The organism is Novosphingobium capsulatum NBRC 12533, assembly GCF_001598375.1.
Taxonomy (GTDB): domain Bacteria; phylum Pseudomonadota; class Alphaproteobacteria; order Sphingomonadales; family Sphingomonadaceae; genus Novosphingobium; species Novosphingobium capsulatum.
On sequence record NZ_BCYV01000003.1, the window covers coordinates 26047 to 50397 of the forward strand.

Annotated in this window: 19 protein-coding genes and 1 tRNA gene; 8 read left to right on the forward strand and 12 right to left on the reverse strand. The window is 66.8% G+C overall.

Going from position 1 to position 24351, the window contains the following annotated elements; translation table 11 throughout:
- Positions 1-142 precede the first annotated feature (142 nt).
- Positions 143-1552 carry a sulfatase family protein gene (locus tag SCA01S_RS00275; protein ID WP_062781720.1) on the forward strand — a complete coding sequence of 470 codons (1410 nt, stop codon included), beginning with the start codon at positions 143-145 and terminating at the stop codon, positions 1550-1552.
- A 15-nt stretch (positions 1553-1567) separates the two neighbouring features.
- On the opposite strand, the gene SCA01S_RS00280 is transcribed toward SCA01S_RS00275, so the two are convergent.
- The 4 genes from SCA01S_RS00280 to cpdR all read right to left on the reverse strand — a co-directional run bounded on the left by SCA01S_RS00280 (position 1568) and on the right by cpdR (position 3449).
- Complete coding sequence (locus SCA01S_RS00280; protein ID WP_062781723.1) at positions 1568-2323, reverse strand: TorF family putative porin; 756 nt, start codon at positions 2321-2323, stop codon at positions 1568-1570.
- Positions 2320-2751, reverse strand: coding sequence for a hypothetical protein (locus tag SCA01S_RS00285; protein ID WP_062781726.1), 432 nt, complete (start codon positions 2749-2751; stop codon positions 2320-2322). Before SCA01S_RS00285 ends, SCA01S_RS00280 begins: the two co-directional genes overlap by 4 nt.
- A gap of 170 nt (positions 2752-2921) precedes the next feature.
- Positions 2922-2996 (reverse strand) — tRNA-Val (locus SCA01S_RS00290).
- Between the two features lie 90 nt (positions 2997-3086).
- Complete coding sequence (gene cpdR, locus SCA01S_RS00295) at positions 3087-3449, reverse strand: cell cycle two-component system response regulator CpdR (protein WP_028657389.1); 363 nt, start codon at positions 3447-3449, stop codon at positions 3087-3089.
- A 208-nt stretch (positions 3450-3657) separates the two neighbouring features.
- Here cpdR and SCA01S_RS00300 point away from each other — a divergent pair, with 208 nt between their 5' ends.
- Positions 3658-4677, forward strand: coding sequence for an N-formylglutamate amidohydrolase (locus SCA01S_RS00300; protein ID WP_245652391.1), 1020 nt, complete (start codon positions 3658-3660; stop codon positions 4675-4677).
- A gap of 420 nt (positions 4678-5097) precedes the next feature.
- On the opposite strand, the gene SCA01S_RS00305 is transcribed toward SCA01S_RS00300, so the two are convergent.
- Positions 5098-5874: a SapC family protein gene (locus SCA01S_RS00305; protein WP_022674549.1), complete on the reverse strand. Its 777-nt coding sequence runs from the start codon at positions 5872-5874 to the stop codon at positions 5098-5100.
- Positions 5875-6043: 169 nt separating this feature from the next.
- On the reverse strand, positions 6044-7486 hold the full coding sequence (locus SCA01S_RS00310; protein ID WP_062781729.1) for an FAD-binding oxidoreductase: 1443 nt from the start codon (positions 7484-7486) through the stop codon (positions 6044-6046).
- Between the two features lie 219 nt (positions 7487-7705).
- Between SCA01S_RS00310 and SCA01S_RS00315 the strand changes: the two genes are divergently transcribed.
- The 3 genes from SCA01S_RS00315 (at position 7706) to SCA01S_RS00325 (ending at position 11725) form a co-directional block, all read left to right on the forward strand.
- Positions 7706-8290, forward strand: coding sequence for a hypothetical protein (locus SCA01S_RS00315; RefSeq protein WP_157088809.1), 585 nt, complete (start codon positions 7706-7708; stop codon positions 8288-8290).
- A gap of 177 nt (positions 8291-8467) precedes the next feature.
- Positions 8468-9955: a DEAD/DEAH box helicase gene (locus SCA01S_RS00320; RefSeq protein ID WP_062781735.1), complete on the forward strand. Its 1488-nt coding sequence runs from the start codon at positions 8468-8470 to the stop codon at positions 9953-9955.
- Positions 9956-10102: 147 nt separating this feature from the next.
- Positions 10103-11725, forward strand: coding sequence for an alkaline phosphatase D family protein (locus SCA01S_RS00325; protein WP_062781738.1), 1623 nt, complete (start codon positions 10103-10105; stop codon positions 11723-11725).
- On the opposite strand, the gene SCA01S_RS00330 is transcribed toward SCA01S_RS00325, so the two are convergent.
- The 3 genes from SCA01S_RS00330 to SCA01S_RS00340 are packed head-to-tail and all read right to left on the reverse strand — an operon-like array spanning position 11726 to position 16886.
- The gene (locus tag SCA01S_RS00330; protein ID WP_245652392.1) at positions 11726-12490 is read right to left on the reverse strand and encodes a DUF3142 domain-containing protein; all 765 of its coding nucleotides are present in this window, start codon (positions 12488-12490) and stop codon (positions 11726-11728) included.
- Positions 12487-14613 (reverse strand): PA5441 family protein, encoded by a 2127-nt coding sequence (locus SCA01S_RS00335; protein WP_157088810.1) that lies wholly within the window; start codon positions 14611-14613, stop codon positions 12487-12489. The genes SCA01S_RS00330 and SCA01S_RS00335 overlap by 4 nt, the downstream gene beginning before the upstream one ends.
- Before the next feature lie 23 nt (positions 14614-14636).
- The gene (locus tag SCA01S_RS00340; protein WP_245652402.1) at positions 14637-16886 is read right to left on the reverse strand and encodes an ATP-dependent helicase; all 2250 of its coding nucleotides are present in this window, start codon (positions 16884-16886) and stop codon (positions 14637-14639) included.
- Positions 16887-17203: 317 nt separating this feature from the next.
- Here SCA01S_RS00340 and SCA01S_RS00345 point away from each other — a divergent pair, with 317 nt between their 5' ends.
- Positions 17204-17815 (forward strand): hypothetical protein, encoded by a 612-nt coding sequence (locus SCA01S_RS00345; protein WP_062781750.1) that lies wholly within the window; start codon positions 17204-17206, stop codon positions 17813-17815.
- Positions 17816-17973: 158 nt separating this feature from the next.
- The gene (locus SCA01S_RS00350) at positions 17974-19245 is read left to right on the forward strand and encodes an MFS transporter (protein WP_174544775.1); all 1272 of its coding nucleotides are present in this window, start codon (positions 17974-17976) and stop codon (positions 19243-19245) included.
- Between the two features lie 86 nt (positions 19246-19331).
- Here SCA01S_RS00350 and rsmD read toward each other — a convergent pair whose 3' ends face one another.
- Complete coding sequence (rsmD, locus tag SCA01S_RS00355; RefSeq protein ID WP_062781754.1) at positions 19332-19883, reverse strand: 16S rRNA (guanine(966)-N(2))-methyltransferase RsmD; 552 nt, start codon at positions 19881-19883, stop codon at positions 19332-19334.
- 4 nt (positions 19884-19887) lie between these two features.
- Complete coding sequence (locus tag SCA01S_RS00360) at positions 19888-21051, reverse strand: pseudouridine synthase (protein WP_062781981.1); 1164 nt, start codon at positions 21049-21051, stop codon at positions 19888-19890.
- A 174-nt stretch (positions 21052-21225) separates the two neighbouring features.
- Between SCA01S_RS00360 and SCA01S_RS00365 the strand changes: the two genes are divergently transcribed.
- Positions 21226-22938: an AmpG family muropeptide MFS transporter gene (locus SCA01S_RS00365; protein WP_062781757.1), complete on the forward strand. Its 1713-nt coding sequence runs from the start codon at positions 21226-21228 to the stop codon at positions 22936-22938.
- A 64-nt stretch (positions 22939-23002) separates the two neighbouring features.
- Here SCA01S_RS00365 and SCA01S_RS00370 read toward each other — a convergent pair whose 3' ends face one another.
- A complete protein-coding gene (locus SCA01S_RS00370; protein ID WP_062781759.1) occupies positions 23003-24325 on the reverse strand; it encodes a bifunctional folylpolyglutamate synthase/dihydrofolate synthase in 1323 nt (440 codons plus the stop codon).
- Positions 24326-24351: the final 26 nt, after the last annotated feature.

Consider the following 24351-nt stretch of genomic DNA (forward strand, 5'->3'; position numbering starts at 1 on the left):
GATCAAGCGCAGTTGGCTCGCATGTGGCGCAATTGCAGAGCCAAGCATGGCTATAGGGGGTGTTCAATTAAATTTGTAGACAATGGCTGGCGTCCGGCTGACCTCTGCCGTGTCATTTCCGTCGTGCTGCAAGGAGCCTGTCATGCCCGCATCCCGCCTTTCCCGCCGCGCAGCCCTGGCCGGCCTTGCTGCCGGAGGCGCGGCACTGGCATCGCCAGCGCTGGCCGTGCCCGATACAGGCAAGAAGCTGAATTTCCTTTATATCATGGCCGACGACATGGGCTATGCTGATGTCTCGTGCTATGGCCGGCGCGATTATGCCACGCCCGCGATCGATGCACTGGCGCAGCAGGGCGTTCGCTTTACCCAGGCCTATGCCAACAGCGCGGTGTGCACCGCCACGCGCGTGGCGCTGATTACCGGGCGCTATCAATATCGCCTGCCGGTAGGTCTGGAAGAGCCGCTGGCACAGCGCGCGATCGGCCTGCCACCCAGCCAACCCACGCTGCCTTCGCTGCTGCGCAAGGCCGGCTATGCCACCGGGCTGATCGGAAAGTGGCATCTGGGCAGCCTGCCCGACTACGATCCGCGATTGAGCGGCTATGACGAATTCTGGGGCATCCGCAGCGGCGCGGTGGACTATTACACCCACGCCACTTCGGGCGGGCGGCCGGATTTGTGGGACGGGGCAACGCCGGTGCAGCAGGCCGGATACCTGACCGATCTCTTGGGTGATCATGCCGTGGCGGCGGTGCGGCGCAATGCCGGCATCGGCAAGCCCTGGCTGCTCAGCCTGCATTTCACCGCGCCGCACTGGCCTTGGGAAACCCCGGACGACGACAGCGAATCAAAGCGGCTGGCCCAGTCCAAAGACCCCGAGGCGCTGATGCACTTCGATGGCGGCAGCCAGAAAACCTATGCCGCGATGGTGCAGCGCCTGGATCTTCAGGTCGGGCGCATTCTCAAGGCCTTGGCGGATTCGGGCCAGGCCGACAACACCGTGGTGGTGTTCACCAGCGACAATGGCGGCGAACGCTTTGCCGATACCTGGCCGTTCACCGGGCGCAAGACCGAATTGCTCGAAGGGGGCTTGCGCATCCCCGCGATCGTGCGCTGGCCGGGGCTGAGCCAGCCCGGCAGCACCAGCACGGCACAGATCATCTCGATGGACTGGCTGCCCACGTTCGTGGCCGCCGCCGGCGGCGCGCCCGATCCTGCCTTTGCCCCCGATGGCATCGACATCCGCAGCGCGATTGCCGGTGGCAGCCTGCCGGCACGCACGCTCTATTGGCGGTACAAGCTGCACGATCAGCAGGCGGCCCGGCGTGGCCAATGGAAGTACCTGAAAATCGGCGACAACACGTTCCTGTTCGATGTCGAGGCCGATCCCATGGAACGCGCCAACCTGAAAGCGCGCCATCCCGATGTCTTTGCCGCGCTGACGCAGGACTGGAACCGCTGGAACGCCACGATGCTGCCGCTCGATCCGCAAAGCTACAGCCATGGGTTTACGGCCAAGACCCTGGCCGATCACTTCATCGCCACGGATTGAGCCAGCCCGCTAGGCCTAGGGCAGGGCGTTGAGCCGCAGATAGGCAACAAGGCGTGTTCCCTCGCGCCTTGCCGGCAGTCCACTTGCCATCTGGGGCAGCGGCGCGACCCGCTGGCCGATCGTGCCACTGGCGCGCAGCCCCAGCGTGAGCCGGCGCGAAACATGGGCAATGCCGGCCTGCAGGTCGGCATAGTCGCCCTGCGGGCGCAGGCGCCAGGCGCTTTCCCCCGGCCGGGCCCGGCCAAGGGAATGGCCGCCGCCGGCATGCAGCGTCAGGGCCGAGCCGGGCACCGCGCCCTGGAGCATGGCGTGGAGATAGAGATTGTCGCCGCCGATCGCTGTTTGCGGCGGGGCATAATCTGCGCCGATCGCGAGTTGCACCGGGCCCAGCGTGCCGGCCAGGGCGCCGCGCACTTCGCCATAGGCCAGCCGCCCCCGGCCATTGAAACCATGGCCAGCCAGGCCCGCACTCCACTGCCAGCCCGCCACCGTACCGGCAAGGCGCGGGGCGACGACAAAGCCCAGCGTGCTGCCACCATGGCGCGCGCTGCCGCGCAGGGTGGTGACCGCCGCGGCGATGGCAACCCGCTCGGCCGGAGCCCAGTTGCCTGCCAGATGCAGTGCGGCCCGGCCGCCACTCTGGCTTAGGCCGCGCGCCATCCAGTCGCTGGCGGCCTCCACTTCAACATCGATTGGCGTCTCGCCATCCTGGGCCATGGCAAAGGGTACATTGCCAAGGCAGGTGGCCAGGGCCGCGATGGCCCACCTCACCGCGCGGCAAGGGCGTGGGCGGCCTCGATCGCGGCGAGGGCATCGGGGCGATCGCGCTCCATCGCTTCGGCCAGGAACTGCGCAATCTGGGCGGACCGTTGCGCCACCGCCGCCTGCGCGTTTGCATCCTTGCGGCAATGGCCCGGGGTCGAATCGCGCCAAGTGCGCGCGCCGGGCAGGCGGTGGGTGAGAGCGGCGTCGGCACCAGGCAGGGCGATCCGCCGCTCTGCCACCACGGTGACCGTCCGCTCGCATCGCTCGCTGCCTTGGCGGGTGGGGGCGCTCATGCCTACGGACTTGTGCCGCGCCTGGGTCTGCGCGTGATAGGTCACATCATAGCTGTTGCCGCGATGGACCACCTGCGTACTTGCCGGCAGCGGCTGCGCCGTGGTGGCGGCCAGTGCCATGATCCCGAGCCGATCGATCATTCTCGCTCTCCCATTTCACATGGGGCGCCAGGCCCCTTGCGGAAGAGCTAGCGTGCATCGGCTTGCAGCGTGTTTCCCGATGGTGAGATTTTCTGGATGAGGCGCGCAAAAGATGGCGGCGGCAGGCATGAAAAAACCCCGCCGAAGCGGGGCTTTTCAAGGGTTTCCGATGGTGGGCGTAGCAAGGATTGAACTTGCGACCCCTACGATGTCAACATAGTGCTCTACCACTGAGCTATACGCCCGCACCATCGAATGTCCGTCAGCCTCTCGGCGTCGGGAGCGCCCCACTAACCGCGCCGCCGGGGCTTGGCAAGGGGGCAAATCCGGATTTTTTATGCCGCGTCGGCAAAGATGCGGTCCACTTCCATCACCAGGTCGCGCAGGTGGAAAGGCTTGGACAGCACGCGCGCCTGCGGTGCCTCGCGGTTGGCCTTGAGGGTAACGGCGGCAAAGCCGGTGATGAACATCACCTTGGTGCCCGGGCTGATTTCACTGCAGCGCTGGGCGAGTTCGATCCCGTCCATTTCGGGCATGACGATGTCCGAGAGCAGCAGGTCGAATGTCTGGCTTTCGAGCAGGGGAACCGCGGCGGTGCCGCGATCCACGGCGACCACGCTGTAGCCGGCGTTTTCCAAGGCGCGGGCAAGGTAGGTGCGCATGGCCTCTTCGTCTTCTGCCAGCAGAATGCGGATCATGTTACCCTTCTGATTTTCCATGTCGTTTTCCAGATGCACCCGGCCCGTGTGCCACGCCGTGACCGGCGCGGGCATCCGGCCGGGGGGCTGCTATAGCGCCCGGCGGGTTAACAATCTTCGGCCAGCATCATCGGCGTGATCGATGCTGGCTGTGGCAGCAGTTTTGCCCAGATGCGCTTTTGACAGAACTGGCAAAGCATTGCAGCCAATGATGATGGATGCAAACGATCGTCCCGCAACCGATTCGTGCCACCTTGGGGCAAGGCCAGGCGGCACCGACCCGGTTTCCCCGGTAATCCACAGCGAAGGCGGCACGATTCCGGGAGAGGATGGCCCGGCCTTCGTGCTGCAACGGGCCAACCCTGCGCCGATTCCGGTGATCCTGGCCGTGCCCCATGCCGGGCGGTCCTATCCCGCCGGGGTATTGGCGGCGATGCGCCAGCCGGCGCAGGCGGCGCGGCGGCTGGAGGATCGCCTGGTCGATCTGGTGGCACAGGCCGTGGCGCGGCACACCGGGGCGGCGCTGCTGGTGGCGCGGGCTCCGCGCGCGATGATCGATCTCAACCGCGCACCGGATGATCTTGATCGCGAGATGATCGTGCCCGATCCGGCCATGGCGGATTTTCCGCCGCTGCCGCGCGGGCCGATGGCGGCGCGCCGGGCGCATAGCGGGCTGGGGCTGGTCCCCCGCCGGCTGGTCGGGTTGGGCGAAATCTGGCGTCAGCGCACCCCGGCGGCCGAAATCCAGGCGCGCATCGCGCAAATCCATCTGCCCTATCACCAGGCCCTGGCCGACGCGCTGGCTGATCTGGCTGCGCGCTGGGGGGCGGCGCTGTTGATCGACCTGCACTCGATGCCGCCGCTGCCGCGTCGCGATTCGGCGGAGGCGCCACCCACCTATGTGCTGGGCGATCGCTTTGGCGCGGCCTGTGCAGGCGGGGTGATGGGCACCGCCTTTGCCCATCTGGCCAGCTGCGGTGCGCGCGCCGCGCACAACCGGCCCTATGCCGGCGGCTATGGCCTGGAGCGCCAGGCCCGGCGCGAGGCGGGCATTCATGCCATGCAGGTGGAAATCGATCGCAGCGCCTATCTCGATGCCGCATTGGCAGAGCCGGGCGAGGGGCTGGCCGACGTGGTGGAAACGATGACCGGCATGGTGCGGGCGTTGGCGGCCGATGTTGCGGCCATGGGCCAGGCGGCGCAACGCTGGCCCCGCGCGGCGGAGTAGCGACCCGCCCAAACTCCCCAAGAAAAAACCACCTGGAGACAAGCTCCAGGTGGCCAAGGTTCAGGGAGGAGGTGCACCAAGTGCACCAATCAGATCGGGCCATGAGGGGAGCGCCGACCTGATGTGATGAAGATAGGCAACACTTTCCGGCCATGCAAGGGGGTGATGCAGAAATTTATTGCATTTACCGTGAATCTTTGTTTGCTGCGCAGCCCTTTCCTGAACGGCAAATACACTTGGCGTTAAGCATGCGGCCAAGCTCGGGTGATTCCTCACAATTTGTGACACCGGCGCGCGTCAGGATGAAGACAGACTTGCGGGCAATCCACGAAAAAGCCCCCGCCGTTGCCGGCAGGGGCTTGTCTGATTCGGCGCTTTAACCCGGAGCAGGGCGGCCGGCGTACCGACCGCCCTGCTGGATCAGAGTGCGGGCACTGCCACCGGAGCGGGGGCCTTGCCCTGCTCGGCCTGGATGCCGAAGATCGTGCTCATCAGGTCGAGCGAGAAGATGTGCGCATAGAGCAGCGGCAGCAGGCCGCTCTGGGCCCAGCCGCGCAGCACGTCGCCACGGATCTCGCGCAGCTTTTCCTGATTCACCATCTGGAAGCCGCGATAGATGAACGGCTGGTCCACACCGGTCTGCTGAATGGCGACTTCGCCTTCCATCAGCAGGTTGTGCTTCTTGAGCTCATCGATGAACGCCTGGGTGCGCTGGCCGGCCTGTTCGAACTGCTCGCAGAACTGCAGGGCCTGCTTGGTGGCTTCGCTCGGCTGGTCACCGTCGAACAGCGGTTCGCCATCTTCGAATTCGCCGACCAGGCCGCTCGACGGATCGAAGCACAGCGACAGGTCGTCGCTGTCGGGCATCAGCTTGGCCAGCATGAAGGGATAGCGGCGGGCATAGGCCGGCAGATAGACCGGCTGGTCGATCTTGCCTTCTTCGTTGACGAAGACGTTGACGCCTTCGTTCAGGCCCATCAGCGCCAGCGGCACGGGATTGTCACCCGAGGCGAAGATGATGGGGAAGTGACGGGCCGCCTGCGGGAACTCTTCCACGGTCAACGGGATGGCGTGCTGGCCGATCAGCCAGGGGGCCGACTGGGCGCCGCGCGCGCGCCACGTGGCGTGGTCGCGCGTGTTGAGGGGCATGAGGTCCTGGTAGAACAGGGGCAGGTTGGCTTGCGGCGCGCTGGCCATGAACTCTCTCCGAAAACAATAACGGGCCCGTGGCCAGCACGGGCGCGCGCCGGGCATAAGGCCTCAACCCGGCAGTGACAAGCGCAAGGCCGCGCCGGACTGGGGGTTTATCGGCCAAAACGTTCCCGATTCGGTATCGGGCTGGAATCGGCCGCCCCCGGCGCGGGTGTCAGATCAGCTTGCCGGGGTTCATCAGCCGCTGGGGATCGAGCGCCTGCTTTATATGGCGCAGGATGGACAGCGCCACCGGATCGCCCAGCCGCGCCAGTTCATCGCGCTTCAACTGGCCAATGCCGTGCTCGGCCGAGATCGAGCCACCCCAGGCCGTGACCATGTCGTGGACCTGGCGGCTGATCGCCTTGCCGTCGCCCGCTTCCCAGCTGGCGCGGTCAACCCCTTGCGGGGCGATCACGTGGAAATGGATATTGCCATCGCCCAGGTGGCCAAACCCGACGGCGCGGGTGCCGGGCCATTGCGCCTCGAACTGGGGCACCGCTTCCTCGACGAAGGCGGGCATCTTTTCCACCGGCACGCTGATATCGTGCTGGACCGCCGGGCCCAGCGCGCGTTCGGCCGGCGCAATGGATTCGCGCAGGTTCCAGAATGCCTCGGCCTGGGTTTCGTTGGCAGCCATGGTGGCATCGTCGATCAGCCCGGCCTCGAACGCTTCTTCCAGCACGCGCTGGGCCAGGTCGGGCAGGCGTTCGGCGCCATCGGCATCGGCGACCATTTCGATCAGCACGTGCCAGGCGTGGTCTTCGGCCAACGGCTGGCGCGCGCCGGGCAGATAATCGCGCACCGCGTCAAGGCTGTGCTGGGGCATCACTTCGAAGCCTTCCAGCGCCTGGCCGGCCAAGCGCTCGGCCAAGAGCAGCAACTCGCGCGCCTGGGGCAGGCTTTGCGTGCCGGCCCACAGCACTTCGCGCGCGGCCACGGCCGGCTCCAGCTTGAGCGTGGCGGCGGTGACCACGCCCAGCGTGCCTTCCGATCCGATCAGCAACTGCTTGAGATCGAAACCGCGGTTGTCCTTCTTGAGCGGCACCAGCTGGTTGAACACGGTGCCATCGGGCATCACCGCCTCGAGCCCCAGCACCAGCGCGCGCATCGAGCCATGGCGCAGCACCTGCGTGCCGCCGGCGTTGGTGGAGATCAACCCGCCGACCGTGGCCGAACCCTTGCCGCCCAGCGACAGCGGGAAGCGCAGGCCCTTGGCTTCGGCCGCCTCGTGCAGCACTTGCAGGATGACGCCGGCCTCGCACGTGGCGCTGCGCGTGGCGGTATCGACGCTGCGGATCGCATTCATGCGGCGCAGCGAGAGCACCACGGCGTGGCCAGTCTCGTCGGGCGTGGCGCCGCCAGACATGCCGCTGTTGCCGCCCTGCGGCACGATCGGCACATTGTGCGCCGCGCACAGGCGCACCAGGCCGGCTACTTCCTCGGTCGTGGCGGGCGAGGCCATGCCCAGGGCACGACCGGTGAAGCGCTGGCGCCAGTCGGTCAGCCAGGGAGAGATCGCATCGGGATCAGTGGTAAAGCCCTTCGCGCCCAACAGGGCAGCGGCGGCTTCCAGGAAAGGCGCGGTTTCCGCGCGGGGTGCAAGCGTTTCGACCATGGCCTCCGGCTACGCCGCTGCGCGCCGCGCAGCAATTCCTTTTTCATCGTGGCCGGGTTAAGGCGTTGTTCAAGCGCTGGCTGCAAGGCACAGTGCCTGCCTCTTGGAGGCTTGTCGGTTAGGGCCAGGTGCCAAGGGGGGCGCTAAGGTCACGGACATGAGGGATCGTTGGTTTTTGCCGATTTGCTGATGCCTGGTCTGGTCCATCCCTTGTTGGCCATGGCGGCGCTTGCGAGCGTTGCCATCGGGCCTGACGCCGTGAGCACGGCGCCGGCTGGTGCAGTCGCTTCTGCGCCGGTCAGCCACGCCATGCCCGCCGCCAGCCTGCCCCAGCCGCTGCGCGATGCCGCATCGGGCCCGATGAGCCCGGCTGCGCCCGACCTGCTGGATGATCCTGGCGCGCTGGCCGATGGCCTTGCCGATGAAACCTGGCGCCAGGTGCGCATCGAACAGCGCCTGATCATCCGTATCACCCCCGGCATCATGGGCCGCGACATGCCGCCGCCACCGCCCATGCCCCAGCCCATGATGGTGCTGCGCGGGCGCCATGGCGGGGGGTGCGTGGCGCTGGGCGGGATCGCGGCGATCGCGCCGTCTTCGTCGGACAGCCAGATCATCCTGCTGCTCAGAGACCGTCGCCAGGTTGTCGCCAGCCTGGAAAAAACCTGCAATGCCCGTGATTTCTATGTCGGTTTCTATGCCGAAAGAAGCAGTGATGGGATGCTCTGCACCGGGCGTGACGTGATCCATTCGCGTGCCGGGGCCAGCTGCATGATCACCCACCTGCGCGAGGTGGGCCGCTGAGTGCGCAGGCACATGCGGCTTTCCTTGACTTTCCGGCAGGTTTCGGCATAGCGGGCCCGCATTGAGTGTCGGGTCGCAAGTGGCCCGTACCGGTGGCCTTGCATCCAGGGTGGCGGCACACGCACGGTGTCTCGTTGCCAGGCTGGCGGGCCATCCTGCTTTCGGAACATAACCTGCATGAAGTTCGCCGATCTCGGCCTCTCTGATGAATTGCTTAAGTCGGTCATCGACGCCGGCTATGACGAGCCGACTCCGATCCAGGCCCAGGCCATCCCCTCGGTCTTGATGATGCGCGACATCATCGGCATCGCCCAGACCGGCACCGGCAAGACGGCCGGCTTCGTGCTGCCGATGATCGACATCCTGGCCCACGGCCGGCGGCGCGCGCTGATGCCGCGCTCGCTGATTCTCGAGCCGACGCGCGAACTGGCTGCGCAGGTTGCCGAAAACTTTGAAAAGTATGGCAAGAACCACGATCTCAAGATGGCCCTGCTGATCGGCGGGGTGCAGATGGGTGATCAGGTCAAGGCCCTGCAAGACGGTGTGGACGTGCTGATCGCCACGCCTGGCCGCCTGATGGACCTGTTCGAGCGCGGCAAGATCCTGCTCACCGGCTGCGAACTGCTGGTGATCGACGAAGCCGATCGCATGCTCGACATGGGCTTCATCCCCGATATCGAATCGATCTGCTCCAAGCTGCCGTCGCAGCGCCAGACGCTGCTGTTTTCGGCCACGATGCCGCCGCCGATCAAGAAGCTGGCGGATCGCTTCCTGTCGAATCCCAAGTCGATCGAAGTGGCGCGCCCGGCCAGCACGAACATCAATATCGTGCAGCACAAGGTGAAGGTGGCCAGCCGCGCTAAGCGCGAGGCGCTGCGCCACCTGCTGCGCACCGACAACGTGAGCACCGCGATCGTGTTCTGCAACCGCAAGACGACCGTGCGCGAACTGGCCAAGAGCCTGAAGAGCCATGGCTTTTCTGCGGGCGAAATCCATGGGGACATGGATCAGTCGGCGCGCAACGCCGAACTGCAGAAGTTCAAGGACGGCGTGATCAACATCCTCGTGGCGTCCGACGTCGCCGCGCGCGGGCTTGACGTGAAGGGGGTGAGCCATGTGTTCAACTTCGACACGCCGTGGCACCCGGACGATTACGTGCACCGCATCGGCCGCACCGGCCGCGGCGGCGCCACCGGCCGTGCGTTCACGCTGGTCAGCCCGGAAGACGCCGAAGCGATCGACAATGTCGAAAAGCTGACCGGTGGCGCGATTCCGGTGATGACGCTGGATATCGGTGCCGCCGCAGAACCGGACGAGCGCCCGGCGCGCAAGAGCCGCGACAAGGCCGAAAAGCCGCAGCGCGCGCCCAAGGCGGAAAAGGCCGCTTCCGAAAAGCCCGCCCGCCGCAAGAAGGATGCTGCCCCGACGGCAGAGGACACGCCGGCGCACACCGAAAGCACCCGGGAAGAGCCCCGTCGTGATGCCCCCCGTCGTGATGATAATCGCCGCGACGACTATCGCCGCGACGATTACCGAGCTGACGCTGGCCGTAGCGATTCCGGCCGCCAGGGCGATCGTCGCCGCGAATACCGCAGCGAGCCGCCCAGCCCGCCGGGCGAATGGAACGGTCCGATCCCCAACTTCCTGCACGTTTCCGCGCTTTGAGCCAGGTCGCGCCGGCCTGATCCGGCGCGTACTGGCCCCAGCGGCCTGGGCCTTTGGGGCAAAGAAGCGAAATATCGCGGCATTTCATCAAGCTGTCACGTAATCCGGGATGAAGGGGCACAACCCCTTCCTGCCAGGACCAACGCCATGCAGTTTCATCGCCGCCAGATCATCAAGACCGCCATGTTCGGCACGGGCGCCTTGCTCCTGCCCGATTGGGTGCGCGCCGCCGACCTGTTGGGCGCCCGCGGGTTTACCCATGGCGTCGCCAGTGGCGAGCCCGGCGCGCACGAGATCCTGCTGTGGACACGCTATGTGCCCACAGCCGGCGGCGTGGCGGATGTGGCGGTAGAGCTTTCCGAGACTCCCGAATTTGCCCGCGCGATGGCCGCCGGCACGATGCAGACCGGCCCGTGGCGGGATCACACCGTCAAGATCGTGGCCACTGGCCTCGCACCGGCGCGGACCTATTACTACCGCTTCATCGCGCCCGATGGCAGCAAATCGCCGGTCGGCCGCACCCGTACTCTGCCGGCCGATGGCCAGCAGCCGTGGCGCGCGGCGGTGTTTTCCTGTTCCAACATGCCGTTCGGCTGGTTCAACGCCTATGCCCATGCCGCGCGCAACGATGCGTTAGATTGCACCATTCACCTGGGCGACTATTTCTATGAATATGCGCCCGGCCATTATCCGCTGCCCAAGGACAGCCTTGCCGGCCGCACCGTGCTGCCCGATGCCAACACGGTGCACGTGGCCGATTATCGCCTGCGCTATGCCAGCTATCGCGCCGATCCCGATCTTCAGGCGCTGCACGCCCGCTTTCCGATGATCGCGCAGTGGGACGATCACGAAAGCGCCAATGACAGCTGGGCCGGCGGCGCGCAGCATCACGATCCGGCCACCGAAGGCGATTGGAGCGTGCGCAAGGACGCCGCGATGCAGGTCTATCGCGAATGGATGCCGGTGAGCGAGGCGCCGTGGAAAGCCTATGACATTGGCGGCCTGGCCACGCTGTTCCGCACCGAAACCCGCCTGCTTGGCCGCACCCAGCAGCCCGATGTGGCGCCCCTGTTCCAGGCGGCCGATCCCATGGCCGCGCTCAAGGCATTCCGCGATGGCGCCTGGCAAGATCCGGCCGCCACGATGATGGGCAGCGAGCAGGAAGCCTGGCTGGCCAGCGCGATGCAGGCCTCGGTCAAGAGCGGGCGGCCCTGGCAGATCGTGGGCTTTGGCACGATCATGGGCGAAACGGTAATGCCGGCCACGGCGCAGGACTGGGTGCGCGGCCAGTCGGAACAGGCCGCGCGCTATGTCGGCAGCGGGATCATGGCGGCCAAGCTCGGCCTGCCGTTCAATTACGACAACTGGGGCGGCTATCCGGCGGCGCGCGCCCGCTTCCTGCGCAGCGTGCAGGCGATGGGCGGCAATACCGTGGTGATCTCGGGCGATAGCCACAACGCCTGGGCCTATAACCTGCGCCAGGATGGCAAGGCGACGGCAGTGGAATTTGCCGGGCATTCGGTAACCTCGCCGGGCTTCGAACACGATGTCGGCGTGGCGCCGCAAACCGTGGCGGCGGGCCTGGTGGCCGCCAATCCCGAACTGGCGTGGTGCGATACGGCGCAGCGCGGCTACATGGCGCTGACTGTCACGCCGCAGGCAGTAACCAACGAATGGGTGATGATGGACACGATCGACCAGCGCAACGCGGCCGGCCGGGTGGGCCATCGCGCCACCGTGCGGCCGGGCCGCCACGCGATGGACGCGTGATCACCGCCTGATCTGCTTGGGCATCAGAAACACGACATAGCCCTTGAACTGCGGCTCTCGGGCCAGGTCAGGGGGCGGCGTCCAGGCGCCGCCCTCGGCCAGGGCCACGCGGAACGGCAGCGGGAAATGCGCCATCTTGCGGAAATAAGCATCATAGCCAGGGATCGTGGTGCGTCCCTGATAGGTTTGCACCACCACTTCATCGATCACCGGCTTGAGCCGTGCCAGCGCGGCAGGGTCGCCGTTGGCACTCCAATCCATCAGCCCGGTGATCGACAGGCGCCACGGGCGGGGCAGGTGGCTGCGCGCATCGGCCAGAAACGCGCCATAGCGATCGAGCCCTTGCGTGGCGGCATCGAAATCGATCTGAAGGCCGGCGAGATGATTGCCAGCGGCCTGCCAGCGCTCCATGTCGGCCACGATCACCGCCCAAGTGCGCGGCGACAGGTCGAGCCGATCGATCCGCACCACCAGCCACAGCTGGGCATCGGGCAGGCGTGGCAACCCGGCGCGCAGCCGGGTGAACCGCGCCGGGCCGGGGCGGCGGCGCACCTCGCCATCGAGCAGGTAGAGCGTATGCGCGGTCAGGTCTGCGGCCGGGCGCACGCCTGGCCAGACATAGAACGCGTCAAAGCCATGGGGATCGACTGCGGGGCCCCGTGCCTTGGCGGCTTTGGCCGGTTTGGTGGGCGCAGGGGCGGGCTGCTGCCGGTTGCAAGCCGATAGCAGGGCCAGCGCGGCCAGGATGATGGCCCGGTGCCTCACCAGTAATAGCGCAAGGACTTGGCCCAGCGGCTTTGCGGATAGCGGGCCTTGAGTTCATCGTACCAGGCCTTGCGCTGCGCCTTGGGCACTTCTTGCGCCTGCATTGCGTCATAACTGGTGGCCGGGCCGGCGCAGCCGTTATAGCCCGATGGCGAATAGCACATCACCGCGCGATAGAGCGCATAGGCGCGCAGGTCTGGCGCGGCGGCCTTGTCGGCAATGATCGCGCTGTAGATCGCATCGCGCCACAGCGGCGTGCCGGGGAACAGATCGCGGCCACGGCCAAGCTGGTCCACCTGATCGGATGGGGCATAGAGCGCAAAGCCGTCAAAGCCATTGAGGCGGTAGAATTCGCCCAGGCACACCCGCGCCGCTGCGTTCGCCGGCGCGCGCGCCAGCGTGGCGACGGTCTGCGCCAGCGGCGGGCAGGGCCAGCCATTGCTCCATTGCCCCAGCGTGAACCGCTGCGCCGGCGGCGTGCCCAGGCCGCTGCCATACCACGAGGTCAGGTCTGCCTTGGGCGCCGATGGCACCAGCGCCAGATCGTGGCCCACATCGCCATAGGCGCCGCGCGTCAAGCCCTTGTAGAGCAGGGTGAAGCGGGCAACGTTGCGCTCTTCATCGGGCCGCGTGGCATCGGTGGCCGTGGCGCGCAGCATGGCCGGCGCCGCCATGGTTTGCAGCATCAACTGGCGCAGCGTGGTGTCCGATACCGGAGAGGCGCTGGCCAGGGCCTGGTCGATCCGCCCGTCGCGCTGCCAGCGTAGCGCCAGGCCGAGCTGCGCCAGCTGGCCCTGCCACAGCCCCTTGGCGCCGCCCAGCAACTCCTGCCAAAAGCCGGCCTCGTTGGCGTCGTGCGCCTTGGCCAGGGCCATGCCGCGCAAGACCTGGCGGCTGAACGCCAGCGGGGTGTAGGATGGCGCGCGCGCCGCATCGGGCAGCCGCGTCAGGATCGTGCGCGGCGCCTCGCCGGCATAATAGCTGCGCGTGGCATCGAGCAGGCCATAGAGATCGCCATCCCCGGCAAAGGCTGGTGCCTGTGCCGCCAGCGTGGCGGCAGCAAGCGGCATCGGCTTAGCCGAATCGCTGGGGCGCATCGCTTTCAGATCGGCGATCGCCATAAGCAGCGGCGTCTTGTTCGCGGCCATGATCGCCTGGACGCCCTCGTCACGCTGCAACAGGGCGTTGTCGATTTCTTCGGCAAGATCGGCGGCCGCCTCGCTGCTACCCGGCGTTGCCCGCAGCATCGCTTCATAGCGCTGGGCCAGTGCCGCGTCCTGCCCGGTCAGCCACAGCACCCGCCGCCGCAGCCCTTGCGCAGAGGCGGCATAGCGCCCTTGCGGATAGGCCTTGAGATAGGCGTCGATCGCGACGCCCGCCGCCTGTGCCTGCGCCTTGTCGATCTTATCCAGACCGGCAAAATCGCCGTACTTGTCGATCGCGCCGGCCACCGCGCTGCGCAGCGCGACACGGATCTTCATGTAGCTGGCGGTTTCACGCAGCCAAGGGGAGGCGCTGGTTTCCAGGGCAGCAAAGCGGCTGCGCGCGCTTGGATAATTCCCGCGATAGAAATCGTCGGCGGCAGCCAGATACTCCAGGTACTTGCCGGCCAGAACATCGGGAAACGCCGTTGCGGGCAAGGGGTCGGGGCAGCCGACCTTGGCGCGCATTGCCATCAAGGTATCACGATAGCCCTGCGGTATCTCGTCGGCCGCCATCGCCGCCGCAAAGGCGTCCTGAGCCGCCTTGGGCGGGGCGCATTGGGCGGCGGTGGTGTCGCTGGTGGCCGGCTCCGGCTCGGGCGCTTGCGGCCACAGTGTTTCGCGCAGGCCCCGCCAGCTGAAAAACACGTGGCCAAGCTGCTGATCGTCCCATTCCGGCTTGGCATAGGCCAGACCCGCCTCGCTCGCCGGGGCCAGGCTGCGGATCAGCAGCAGCAGGTTGATCCGCGTATCGTTGCCGGGATTGAGCATCGCGCGGCCTTCGCAGGCATAGTCTGGCGAATCGAGCCGCCAGACCGGCGAGCACGAGCTATCCGCGCAGGCCCAGGCAACCGTTGCCGCAAGGCCGCTCGCCCCGGCCAAGGCCGCCACCCATGCCGCGCCACGCTGCCATGCCCGCATCTCTATCCCCCTGTGGCCCGATCTCAGGCCGGTTTCACGAAGCTGTCGAGCACGCGCTTTTCACCGGCGCTGTCGAACTGGATTTCCAGCTTGTTGCCTTCCTGGCTGGAAATGGTGCCATACCCGAATTTGTCGTGAAACACCCGCGCGCCCACCGCCAGATCGGCGCGTGGCTTGCTGGCAAAGCTGGCTGCGCTGCGTGTGTTTTCTGCAATCTTGCGCGGCTTGGGATCGAACATCTGCGCCGCGGCGCGCTGCCAGCCGGGGCCGCGCGTGCTGGCCTTGGCGGGGTGATTGCGCGCCACATCGGCAAAGGGATCGCTCGCCTCGCTCCAGTTGGCGCGCCACATCGATGCCCCGCCCGACAGGGTGGTTTCCTGCTCGATGTGGTCCTCGGGCAGTTCCTCGATAAAGCGCGAGGGGATGGCGCTGGTCCACTGGCCATAGATGCGGCGGTTGGCGGCATTGAGGATGGTGCAGCGCCGCCGCGCGCGGGTGATCGCCACATAGGCCAGGCGGCGCTCTTCCTCCAGGCTGGCAAGGCCGCCTTCGTCGAGCGCGCGCTGCGAGGGGAACACCCCTTCTTCCCAGCCCGGCAGGAACACCTGGTCAAACTCTAGGCCCTTGGCGGCGTGGATGGTCATGATCGTGACCTTGTCCTCGTTGGCCTGGGCCTCGTTGTCCATCACCAGGCTTACGTGTTCCAGGAAATCGCCCAGCGTCTCATACTCTTCCATCGCGCGGACGAGTTCCGAGAGGTTTTCCAGGCGGCCATTGGCCTCGGCGGTCTTTTCGGCCTGAAGTGCGGCGGTATAGCCGCTTTCATCGAGGATCGTGCGCGCCAGTTCGGCCGGCGAGAGCGTGGCGACCTGTTCGCGCCAGCGCAGAAAATCGCGCACCAGCGCGGCCAGCGTGTTGCGCGCGCGGGCGGGCAATTCGTCGGTATCGGTAATGTCATAGCCGGCGCGCAGCAGCGGCACCTGGTTGGCACGGGCAAAGCGGAACAGCTTTTCCAGCGTCTTGTCGCCCAGGCCGCGCTTGGGCGTATTGTAGATCCGCTCGAACGCCAGATCGTCTGACGGTTGGCCCACCAGGCGCAGGTAGGCCAGCGCATCGCGGATTTCGGCGCGCTCGTAAAAGCGGAAGCCGCCGACAATGCGATAGGCGAGGCCGATCTGGATGAAGCGGTCTTCGAACTCGCGCGTCTGGAACTGCGCGCGCACCAGGATCGCCACGCGGTCGAGCGGGCAGCCTTCGCGCTCCAGCCGCTCGATCTCCTCGCCCACGCGGCGCGCTTCCTCGGGCGCGTCCCACACGCCGATCACGCGCAGCTTGTCGCCGCCGTCGCGCTCGGTCCACAGCTGCTTGCCTAGTCGCTGCGCATTTTCGGCGATCAGGCCCGATGCCGCGCCCAGGATATGCGGGGTGGAGCGATAGTTCTGCTCCAGCCGGATCACCTTGGCGCCGGGAAAATCCTTTTCAAAGCGCAGGATGTTCGCCACTTCCGCGCCGCGCCAGGAATAGATCGACTGGTCATCATCACCCACCACGCAGATGTTCTTGCGCACTTGTGCCAAGAGCCGCAGCCATAGGTACTGCACCGCGTTGGTGTCCTGGTATTCGTCCACCATGATATAGCGGAAGCGATCCTGCCAGCTTTCCAGCACATCGCGGTGCTGGCGGAAGATCACCAGGATATGCAGCAGCAGATCGCCGAAATCGCAGGCATTGATGGTGCGCAGGCGGTCTTGATAGAGCCGGTAGAAATGCGCGCCACGGCCATTGGCATAGGCTTCGTTTTCCCCGGCATCGAGATCGGCCGGGCCAAGCCCACGGTTCTTCCAGCGATCGATCAGCCCGGCGAGCTGCTTGGCCGGCCAGCGCTTGTCATCCACGCCTTCGGCCTGGATCAGCTGCTTGAGCAGGCGCAACTGGTCATCGGTATCGATGATCGTGAACGAGCTGGTCAGCCCGACCAGCTCGGCATGGCGGCGCAGCATCTTGGCCGCGATCGAATGGAACGTGCCGAGCCAGGGCATACCTTCCACGGCGGGGCCGATCAGGTGCCCCACGCGCTCGCGCATTTCGCGCGCGGCCTTGTTGGTGAATGTCACGCACAGGATCTGCGACGGATAAGCCAGGCGTTGGCGCAGCAGATTGGCCAGGCGCGCGGTCAGCGCGGCGGTCTTGCCGGTGCCGGCACCCGCCAGCATCAGCACAGGGCCATCGGTGGTCAACACCGCCTCGCGCTGCGGCGGGTTCAGGCCCGACAGCCAATCGGGCTCGTTGCCTGCAAGGGGGCCGGAGGGAGAGTGGGGAGAAGGGGGGGAAAAGCTCGTCACGGTGGAACAAGTAGGGAACCGGGTGCGCAGGCGCAAGGCGGATTTGCCCATTCGCTACCGCCCGATGCCCCGGCCAAAGCAGCCCATTCATCTGTCATACATCAACAAAATCACCGCTTGCCGCACACACGGGGCAAGTCGAGCGGCTGATCGACACAATATCACGTCTGGCCGAATGCGCGGAAACGAAATGACAGGATCGGGCGTAACTTGGGCAATTCGGATCTTTGGAACAGGAGAAGATCTCCATGCGAAAGATGATTTTCATCAGCGCTCTGGCGCTCTCGACCGCTTCGCTGCCCGTTGCTCTCCATGCTCAGGCAGCAGCCACCCCGCCGGCTGCCGCAACTCCGGCCGGTCCGTTCTCGATGACGACGGAACAGAAGGGCCAGTACGATGGCTGGCCGGCCGATCTCAAGGCCAAGTATGATGCATGGCCGTCGGCCCAGCAGGAATACTTCTGGTCGCTGAATGCGGACCAGCAGAAGGGCTGGTGGGCGATGAATGACACCCAGCGCGGCCAGGTCTATGCCATGACGCCTGACCAGCGCGCCCAGATCTGGCCGTCGATCGTGGCCCAGGTCCAGGGCCGGGCTTCGGCTTCGGCATCCGCTTCGGCAGCGGGCAGCACCCCGCCGGCCCCCACCGCTGACTCGAACAGCAGTGGCATGTCAGGCGGCATGGCGGCCAACACCGCCGCAGCGCCCGCCCCGGCCCCGAGCGGCGATACCGGCATGGACAGCGCAGCGACGGCCAGCAGCAGCAGCCAGTATGCGTCCAACGCTGACGCCACGCCCAAGAAGTATCCCGTGTGCTCGCGCACGGTGACGGATAGCTGCCGCAACCGTGGCGGTGTCTGATCCAAACAAGCCCTGAAGGGTCGCACATCTGTTGCCTTGGCAACGGGGAGGGGGCGCCGGGAAACCGGCGCCCCTTTTTGCGTCAGCGCCGCGTATCAGGCCGCCAAATCGATTGCGCGCTTGACAAGGAAGGGGCCGGCGGGAACGTCGCGCAGATCATGACCGCGCCTTCCCATCCGCTTCGCCAGAACGCCCGCATCCTTGCCGCCAGCCTGGTGGGCACGGCGGTGGAATTCTATGATTTCTATATCTACGCGACGGCGGCGGCCCTGGTCATCGGGCCCTTGTTCTTTCCGGCTCAGGCGCCCGAAGCGCAAGTGCTGCTCTCGTTCATGACCTTTGGCCTGGCATTTTTTGCCCGGCCGGTCGGGGCCATCGCGTTCGGCCATTTCGGCGATCGGGTCGGGCGCAAGTCCACGCTGGTGGCCAGCCTCATGCTGATGGGCGGCTCGACCATGCTCATCGCGTTCCTGCCTACCTATGCCATGGCCGGGCCAGTGGCCCCGGCGCTGCTGTGCCTGCTGCGCTTTGGCCAGGGCTTTGGCCTGGGCGGGGAATGGGGCGGCGCTTCGCTGCTGGCGGTGGAAAACGCGCCAAAGGGATGGGAGGCACGCTTTGGTGCCGCGCCGCAATTGGGGGCGCCGCTGGGCTTCCTCTTTGCCAACGGGCTGTTCCTGATCCTGGGCATGACCTTGCCCGAAGCCGCCTTTGCCAGCTGGGGCTGGCGCGTGCCGTTCCTGGCCAGCGCGGTGCTGGTGCTGCTGGGCCTGTGGGTGCGGCTCAAGATCGGGGAAACCGCCGCGTTTCGCGCCGCGCAGGAAGCCGCGCCGCCGCCCAAAGTGCCGGTTGGGCGCCTGATGGCCGATCATCCTGGTGCGGTGCTGGCCGGGATTGCCGGCGTGGTCGCCTGCTTTGCCATCTTCTACCTGGCCACCACCTTTGCCCTGTCGTTCGCCACGACCAAGCTGGGCTATGCCAAGCAGGAATTTCTGGCGGTGCAGCTGGCAGCCAATTTCTTCCTGGCGGCGGGCATCGCGCTCGCCGGCTGGTGGGCGGACAAGCGCGGGCCGGCAGCCGTGCTGCGCGCGGGCGCCGGGTTGACCGCGCTGGTCGGCCTGGTCTTCGGGGTGGGGCTGGGCTCGGGCCATCTGCCGCTGGTCTTTGCCACGCTGGCCCTGGCGCTGTTCGTGATGGGGCTGGTCTATGGCCCGCTCGGCGCCTGGCTGCCGACGCTCTATGCCGTGCCGGTCCGCTACACCGGGATTTCGATCGCGTTCAACGTTGGCGGGATCATCGGCGGGGCACTGGCGCCCTTCGCCGCCCAGGCCTTGGCCCTGCGCGGCGGCACCGCGAGCGTCGGCCTGTTCCTGACGGTCGCGGGGGCGGTGACGTTGGCGGGCGTGGTGTTCGCACCCAAGCCGGCGCGATAGAGGGCTTCGACAGGCTCAGTCCTAACGGATTTCAACAACGTGACCCGTTCGCCCTAAGCCTGTCGAAGGGCGCAAAGCGCGGCCCGTCAGTCCTTGGTTTTCAGGCGCAGCAGCGTCAGGCGGGCCTTGCCCACCTTGCGTTCGCTTTCCACTTCGCAGGCCTTGATCTGCGGCACTTCGTCGGCGTGGGTTTCGAGGGAAACCCAGGTGCCTTCGCCGATCCAGCCCAGCCGCACCAGCTTGTCCACCGCCACCGCGCCTGCACCGGTGCCATAGGGCGGATCGAGCAGGATCAGGTCGAGCGGCTCCTTGACCGGGCCGAGCGAGAGCACGGACGAGGCGCGCACGTCGGCCTGGCCCTGCACGCGAAAGGCGGCGAGGTTGGCCCGGATCGCGCGGATCGCCGCGGCGTCCTGTTCCACGAACAGGCAGTGCGCCGCTCCGCGTGACAGCGCTTCCAGCCCCAGGGCGCCCGATCCGGCAAACAGATCGGCCACTTTGAGGCCTTCGAAATCGCCCAGCCGGCTGGCCAGCATCGAAAACAGCGTTTCGCGCGTGCGGTCAGACGTGGGGCGGGTGGTGTCTCCGGCCGGAGCGCTCAGCTTGCGCCCGCGCCATTGCCCAGCAATGATACGCATTCGTTCAATTTTCCGATTTGGGCTGGGCGAAGTTGGTCGGGGCAGGGCTGGTCTTGAGCGTCTTGCGGAAGCGCTCGACCAGAACCTGCGGCACTTCCTCGGCCCCGCCGCGCGGCAGATCGGCCAGCTCGAACGGGCCATAGGCGATGCGCAGCAGGCGCGAGACCTGAAGGCCCAGGTGCTCGAGCACGCGGCGCACTTCGCGGTTCTTGCCTTCGGTCAGGGTCATTTCGATCCACTGGTTGCGGCCGGTGCGCCGCTCCATGTTGGCATCGATCTGGCCATAGCGCACACCTTCGATCTCGATGCCCTCGATCAGCTCTTCCAGGCGGTCTTGCGAGATGTCGCCAAAGGTGCGGGCGCGGTAGGTGCGCGGGATGCCGGTCGCAGGCAGTTCCAGCGCGCGCTTCAATTCGCCATCGTTGGTCAGCAGCAGCAGGCCTTCGGTGTTGAGGTCGAGCCGGCCCACCGGCATCACGCGCGGGGTTTCGGGGGGCAGCGCGTTGCGCAGCGCGTTGTAGATCGTGGGCCGCCCGGACGGATCGCGCTCGGCCGTGATCAGGCCCGCCGGCTTGTGAAAGCGGAAAACGCGGGTGGGGGCGGCGGCTGCGATCAGCCGGCCATCGACACTCACGCCCTTGAGGTTCTTGAGAATCGTGGCGGGCGTGGTGACCAGTTCATCGTTCAGGCGCACGCGACCTTCGGTGATCAGGCGCTCCACTTCGCGGCGCGAGGCAACGCCGGCGCGCGCGAGCAGCTTGGCAATGCGTTCGCCCTCGCGGCCATCTTCGCGCGGCTGGGCGGGAGTGGGCGCGGGGCGCGCCGCCGGCTTGCCAGTGGGGGTGCGATTGGCGATCTTGAACGGACGGTCCCCCTTGGGACGCTCGCCGACGCGGGGCTGGGTGAGCGAGCGGGCCTGGGCCATGCCGCTGGGGTGATCGTCGCGGCGCGCGGCGGGCTTGGGGGAGGCCGGCTTGGGGCTCAGCTTGCCTTCGATCTTGGTGCCCGGCCGGGCGGCTGGCTTGCCGGCCGGCTTGGCGCCGTCACGGGGCGCGGCGCGGTCTGCGCGCGGCGCGGGCTTGCCATCGGGACGGCGTGTACTTGCGGCCTTGTTGGAAGCGGCGGGCCGTCCCGGGCGGCCGCTCCTGCCTTTTGGGGGAAGTGTCATCGCCGGCCCATAGACCATCGCCGGCTTTGCGTCAAAGCGGGGGGCTTTGAAGTTCAGGCATGGGGCTTCGACAGGCTCAGCCCGAACGGGCGGGCAAGGAATTCCGTACGCCCTGAGCTTGTCGAAGGGCATTCCCCGCGCCTAGGGTGCCGATCGAGCAACCAGGAGACCACAATGGCATCGGCCCCAGCGCCACAAAAACCAAAGGGCTGGCAGCTGTTCAAGCTGGCATTGCAAACGCGCAAGTCGGCCACGATGCTGGGTTTCGGGTTTTCCTCGGGCCTGCCTTTTGCGCTGCTGATCGGCACGCTCAACGCCTGGCTGGGTGAGGTGAAGATCGATCTGGCGACGATCGGCGTGCTGTCGTGGATCGGGCTGACCTATTCGTTCAAGTTCCTGTGGTCACCGCTAGTGGACCGGTTGGCATTGCCCGGGCTTGAGCGGCTGGGGCGGCGCAAGAGCTGGATCGCGCTGTGCCAGGGCGTGCTGGTCGCCAGTTTCATGGGCCTCGCCGCTACCGATCCGGCTCATGCCATCGGCACGTTCGCGCTGTTCGCCTTCCTGGGCGCACTGGCCTCTGCCACGCAGGACGTGGCGATCGATGCCTGGCGTATCGATGTGGCCGACGAGCAAACCAGCGTGGAACTGCTCACCTCGATCGGGCAGTTTTCCTATCGCATCGCCTCGATCGTGGGGGGCGCGCTGGCGCTGGTCATGGCCGGGCGGATGAGTTGGCCGCTGGTCTATCTGCTGATGGCCGGGCTGATCGCGCTGATCATCGTGGTAACGCTGCGCGCGCCGGATACGCCGCGCGTAGGGCAGGGTGCGCTGCATGCCGCGCTCAGCCAGCCTGGCGAGTTGGTGCCTAAGGCACGAGGACTGGCTCTGCTGGTCGTGGGGTTAAGCTGGACCTGGGCGATCGTCACGATCGTGGTCTTCATGGTCCAGATGCTTCGCCCCCTGGCGCCGGGTGCAAAGCATCCGTCGGTGGCTGCTTTCACGCGCGAGACTGGCCCCTGGATCGTGCTCGCCACCGTCGGTGTACCCTTGCTGGTATCGGCAGTGGTCAATGCGCTCAAGGTGCGCGGGCAGGCGGTTCTGGTGGCGCCTGATGATGCACATGGCCCGGGGCGCACTGCGCTCAACCATCTTTATGTGGCGCTTGTTTCTCCGTTGTCGGAACTGGTCGGGCGGCTGCGCTGGGGCGTGCTGATCGTGATCGGCATGATCCTGACCTATCCGTTGTGCTATAATATGTGGGCCAGCTTCGCCTTTCCGTTCTATCTGGATTTCCTGCATTATTCCAAGGACGAGGTTGCTTTTGCCTCCAAGCTGTTCGGCATTTTCATGAGCATGGCGGGGGTTGGCCTGGGTGGCTTCCTGTTCGTGCGGGTGGGGCGCATGCCCACGATCCTGCTCGGTGTGGCGCTGCCCATCCTGGGCAACTTCGTCTATGCTGATCTTGCCGAAGGCGGGGCGATGATCGATCGCGTGGCCCATGGAGTGGGCCTACAGGCCCTGCTGGGCGCCTTCGGGTTCGATGATCGCATGGTGCGCCTGCTGCTGACGATCGGCTTTGAAAACATATCTACCGGCATCGCCGGGGCAGCGTTCGTGGCCTATATTTCCACGATCGTCAGCCGCAGCTACACCGCCGTGCAATATGCGCTGCTCTCTTCGCTCACGTTCCTGATCGGCTCGCTGGGGCGAGGCATCGCCGGCGAGGCGTTCGACCTTTACGGCTATGCCACGGTATTCCGCTATGCGGCGGCCGCCGGTGGACTGGCGGTGGTGTTCGTGCTGCTGGAATGGGTGCGCGTGTCGCGTTTGGCCTCTCACCACCCCCCGACCCCCTCCTCTGAAGAGGAGGGGGAGGTAAAGCGCTAAAAATGAAGCCCCCTCCTCTTCAGAGGAGGGGGTTGGGGGTGGTGAGAGGCCTTGCCCGAACGGCTCAATCCGGCACTTCCCCATTCCGCCGCAGCACGTCGCCAGCGAGATAGAGCGAGCCCACGATCAGCACGTCGCCACCCGGTGGCAGCGCGGCCAGCGCCTGCGCCACGTCGGCGAAGCTGCGCACGGGCAAGGCGCTGTGCGCGGCGAAATCCTCGGGCCGGTGGGCATCGTGGCCCGGTGCGGGCACGACCGAGATCGACAGGGCATGGCCGCCCAGCGGGGCCAGGATGGCGCCAGGGTCCTTGTTGGCCAGCATGCCGATGATCACGTGCACGGGCGGCTGCGCGGCCAGGTGGCGGGCGATCGCCAGCCCGGCGTCGGGATTGTGCCCGCCATCGAGCCACACTGTGCGTCCCGGCACTTGCGCGGTCAGCGGGCCATGGCCCAGCCGCTGCAGACGGGCGGGCCAACGCGCGGCACGGATGCCCGCAGCCATGGCCGCTTCATCAATCGTCACCACGGTCTGGTGGCGCAGCATCGCCACGGCGAGTGCAGCGTTTTCCGCCTGGTGCAGCCCGGCAAGGGCGGGCAGCGGCAGGGTGAGCGTGCCCATGGCATCGCGATAGGCGATGTCTTGGCCGATCGTGGCGTCCCACGCGGTGCCGCGCGCCAGCACGGGGGCGCCGTGCGCTGTGGCCGTTTCCGCCACCATCTGCGCGGCGCGGGCGGGATAGCGCAGCGTGACCAGCGGCACGCCCGCCTTGGCGATGCTGGCCTTTTCAAATGCGATGCGCACCAGCGGATCGTGCACGGCGGCGTCGGGGATGGTGGTATCGGGTGACAGCAGGAACGCCTCGTGATCCAAGCCCAGCGTGGCCAGGCCGGTAACGGCGGCCGTGGGCAGGATGTTGGTGGCGTCAAGCCGGCCGCCCAGCCCGGTCTCGATCACGCAAGCGTCCGCCGGCACGCTGGCAAAGGCCAGGAACAGCGCGGCGGTGGTCACTTCGAAAAAGCTCGGCGTGAGATCGGGCTGCGCCGCATCGAGCGCCTGCTTGAGCAGGGCGGCCAGCGTGGCATCGTCGATCAACTGCCCGGCAAGGCGGATGCGCTCGTTATAGCGCACCAGGTGCGGCTTGGTGGCGGTGTGGACGCGCAAGCCCTGTGCTTCGAGCATATAGCGCAGATAGGTGCAGGTAGAGCCCTTGCCGTTGGTGCCCGCAACGTGGAACACCGGGGGCAGGCGGTCCTGCGGGTTGCCCAGCCGGGCGCAGAGTTCGCGCACGGTGTCGAGGCCCAGCCGCCCCTGCGGCAGCGACAGTGCGCCCAGCCGATCGAGCTGGGCCTGCACGGCCGGATCCTCGGAAATCGCGAAGTCCTTCACGAAAACCCCTCTCCCCATCTGGCCCC

Bases quoted from the DNA above. Each gene is read 5' to 3' on its own strand.
- SCA01S_RS00275 (WP_062781720.1), top strand. From the start codon at position 143: ATGCCCGCATCCCGCCTTTCCCGCCGCGCAGCCCTGGCCGGCCTTGCT.
- SCA01S_RS00285 (WP_062781726.1), bottom strand. From the start codon at position 2,751: ATGATCGATCGGCTCGGGATCATGGCACTGGCCGCCACCACGGCGCAG.
- cpdR (WP_028657389.1), bottom strand. From the start codon at position 3,449: ATGATCCGCATTCTGCTGGCAGAAGACGAAGAGGCCATGCGCACCTAC.
- SCA01S_RS00300 (WP_245652391.1), top strand. From the start codon at position 3,658: ATGATGATGGATGCAAACGATCGTCCCGCAACCGATTCGTGCCACCTT.
- SCA01S_RS00305 (WP_022674549.1), bottom strand. From the start codon at position 5,874: ATGGCCAGCGCGCCGCAAGCCAACCTGCCCCTGTTCTACCAGGACCTC.
- SCA01S_RS00310 (WP_062781729.1), bottom strand. From the start codon at position 7,486: ATGGTCGAAACGCTTGCACCCCGCGCGGAAACCGCGCCTTTCCTGGAA.
- SCA01S_RS00315 (WP_157088809.1), top strand. From the start codon at position 7,706: ATGGCGGCGCTTGCGAGCGTTGCCATCGGGCCTGACGCCGTGAGCACG.
- SCA01S_RS00320 (WP_062781735.1), top strand. From the start codon at position 8,468: ATGAAGTTCGCCGATCTCGGCCTCTCTGATGAATTGCTTAAGTCGGTC.
- SCA01S_RS00325 (WP_062781738.1), top strand. From the start codon at position 10,103: ATGCAGTTTCATCGCCGCCAGATCATCAAGACCGCCATGTTCGGCACG.
- SCA01S_RS00335 (WP_157088810.1), bottom strand. From the start codon at position 14,613: ATGCGGGCATGGCAGCGTGGCGCGGCATGGGTGGCGGCCTTGGCCGGG.
- SCA01S_RS00345 (WP_062781750.1), top strand. From the start codon at position 17,204: ATGCGAAAGATGATTTTCATCAGCGCTCTGGCGCTCTCGACCGCTTCG.
- SCA01S_RS00350 (WP_174544775.1), top strand. From the start codon at position 17,974: ATGACCGCGCCTTCCCATCCGCTTCGCCAGAACGCCCGCATCCTTGCC.
- rsmD (WP_062781754.1), bottom strand. From the start codon at position 19,883: ATGCGTATCATTGCTGGGCAATGGCGCGGGCGCAAGCTGAGCGCTCCG.
- SCA01S_RS00360 (WP_062781981.1), bottom strand. From the start codon at position 21,051: ATGACACTTCCCCCAAAAGGCAGGAGCGGCCGCCCGGGACGGCCCGCC.
- SCA01S_RS00365 (WP_062781757.1), top strand. From the start codon at position 21,226: ATGGCATCGGCCCCAGCGCCACAAAAACCAAAGGGCTGGCAGCTGTTC.